General features: G+C 40.3%; 2 protein-coding genes and 1 pseudogene. 2 read left to right on the top strand and 1 reads right to left on the bottom strand.

Annotated features, from left to right (window positions below; genetic code table 11):
- Nucleotides 1-125 (bottom strand): annotated as a pseudogene (locus ACFOHL_RS14710) (transposase); the annotation flags it as partial.
- A gap of 180 nt (nt 126-305) precedes the next feature.
- Here ACFOHL_RS14710 and ACFOHL_RS14715 point away from each other — a divergent pair.
- Complete coding sequence (locus ACFOHL_RS14715) at nt 306-1,520, top strand: RHS repeat-associated core domain-containing protein (protein ID WP_376921002.1); 1,215 nt, start codon at nt 306-308, stop codon at nt 1,518-1,520.
- On the top strand, nt 1,513-1,857 hold the full coding sequence (locus tag ACFOHL_RS14720) for a hypothetical protein (RefSeq protein ID WP_376921003.1): 345 nt from the start codon (nt 1,513-1,515) through the stop codon (nt 1,855-1,857). The genes ACFOHL_RS14715 and ACFOHL_RS14720 overlap by 8 nt, the downstream gene beginning before the upstream one ends.
- Nucleotides 1,858-2,174 lie beyond the last annotated feature (317 nt).

A 2,174-nucleotide genomic window follows, 5' to 3' on the forward strand; every position in this document is an offset into this window, starting at 1 on the left:
CGACTGAACTTTACGTTTGCTTCTTCTTGAGTGATCACACCTTCAAGGAACAACATGTGAAAGTGAATGTTGAGGTTAAGTGCACTGCCAAACCTTTGGATGTAAGTCACCGCACCTGTGTTAGCTTGCTTCTTTAGGTAACCGGCACGACGCGTTATGAAGCTACAAATGCGATTAAAATCAGTTATCTACACAAAGACCATCTGGGTAGTATCGACACAATTACGGACGAAGACGGCAAGATTGTAGAAAAACTTTACTTCGACGCTTGGGGTAAACGACACAGCATAGATAAAAACCAATGGTTGCAAACGGTTCAAAGTCAAAACGTTGATTACCTAGCCAGCATTAAAGACATTACTACACGCGGTTATACAGGCCACGAGCATGTAGAGCATGCAGATATTATCCATATGAACGGTCGGATCTACGATCCAACCTTAGGCAGGTTCTTGCAGGCTGATCCGTTTATACAAGCTCCAATGAATAGCCAAAGCTATAACCGGTATTCGTATGTCTTGAATAATCCATTGAGTTATACAGATCCTAGTGGGTACTTTTTTAAAGCTATTGGAAACGTGTTCAAAAAGGCACTAAGAGAAATAACCAAGGTTCCTATTCTTAACTTGGCCGCACAAGCAGCAGCTTGTTACTTTGGTGGTCCTTGGGGATGTGCTGCCTACGCTTCTGCATCCACTTATGCTGTAACTGGTAGCCTAAAGGCTGCATTCACCTCTGGAGTTGTTTCTTATATCTCTCCTGGTGGGGGAAGTTGGGGCAACATTGCAACAAGTGCCATAATTGGCGGGTTAGCTTCGAAAGCTCAGGGAGGGAACTTCGGCCACGGTTTCTGGTCTGCGGGTTTAGGTGCAGGTCTAGGTGGCAGGATAAAGCTAGGTAATCCCGTAGCAAATGTAATCGTTTCAGCTATCGTTGGTGGAACTGTATCCAAACTTACTGGAGGTAAATTTGCAAATGGAGCTCAAACGTGGGCTTTCAGTGCAGCAATGAAACAAGATTGGGGAACTGAAAATATTGAAACTGAGCAAAATGGTAAATCAAGCTTGTATCCAAAAGATCGGAAAAACGAAATTCTGGCGCCGAAAATAACTGTAGACAAGGATGGCAATATAACTTTTACCGATAAGGTAACAGTATCTTATTCTGGAATCGATGAGGCAACAGCTCAAGCATACATTGAAAGTGCGGAGGCTGGATGGGAGGAGCTGTCTTTAGATCTTGAACTCGTTTCTGGCTCAGATGGCGACCTAACAATATCTCCATGTACTGATGTATGTTCGGTACACCCTATAGATGGTGGTTATCTAGGAGCCGCTGCTGTTGGAGGTAGGAGCATCTACTATGGCGCGTCTCAGTTTACAGACACACCTGTGCATGAATTTGGCCATATATTGGGATTGAGTCATACTGGCACGTTAAGAGGAAGTATTATGGGAGGATTCAGACCTAGGACAGTTAATTCCCAAGATTTATCTAGATTAAGGAGACTATATGAATAAATATAACGTGTTTGTTTTTTTTCTTTTATTTCTCTTTTTAGGTTGTGGTGGTTTAGTAGTGAATGCGAATGATGACATTGATATTGGGTATTACTTAGATGAAGCAAAAAAATGCTATCAAAACGCTAAAGTTACGGCTAAAACACCAAGACATCTTCGAGAGTACTTGGCATTAATTGATGTCAATGACTATGTAAGCCATAACTACTTTGGATCTCACAATCTAATTATTCAGTTTAAAAAGCTAAGTGAGAAAAATGTTTTTTCAATTGAGTTAGACTTTAACTTGGGTAATGCTGGTGGTTGCAAAAATATTTCCATATATGAAATTGAATAAATATGTGATAAATCACTAGAGAGTGTTGATCTTATGTGTACTCCCCACTTGTCAACAACATTCGTGCATTATAGTTAAAGATATCACGTGTTATTATGTACGAGTTCTCGAAATAAAGTTGACAGTGTAAATTATCCCTAAGAATAAAGAGGTCAATGTAAATTATCTTTTAAAGTCCGATTTAATTTGGGTATCCGGTAAGCGTCTCGCCAACCCCACCGTTAGGGTTACCATAAATAATGGTATTTTGGTGAGTATAAGATGGATTAACACTATTTACTACCCTCTGTGACAGCTGACTTTAAGGCTTTTTTGAT

Source organism: Agaribacter flavus, assembly GCF_042646125.1.
GTDB classification, from domain to species: Bacteria; Pseudomonadota; Gammaproteobacteria; order Enterobacterales; family Alteromonadaceae; genus Glaciecola; species Glaciecola flavus.

Bases quoted from the DNA above. Each gene is read 5' to 3' on its own strand.
- ACFOHL_RS14720 (WP_376921003.1), top strand. From the start codon at position 1,513: ATGAATAAATATAACGTGTTTGTTTTTTTTCTTTTATTTCTCTTTTTA.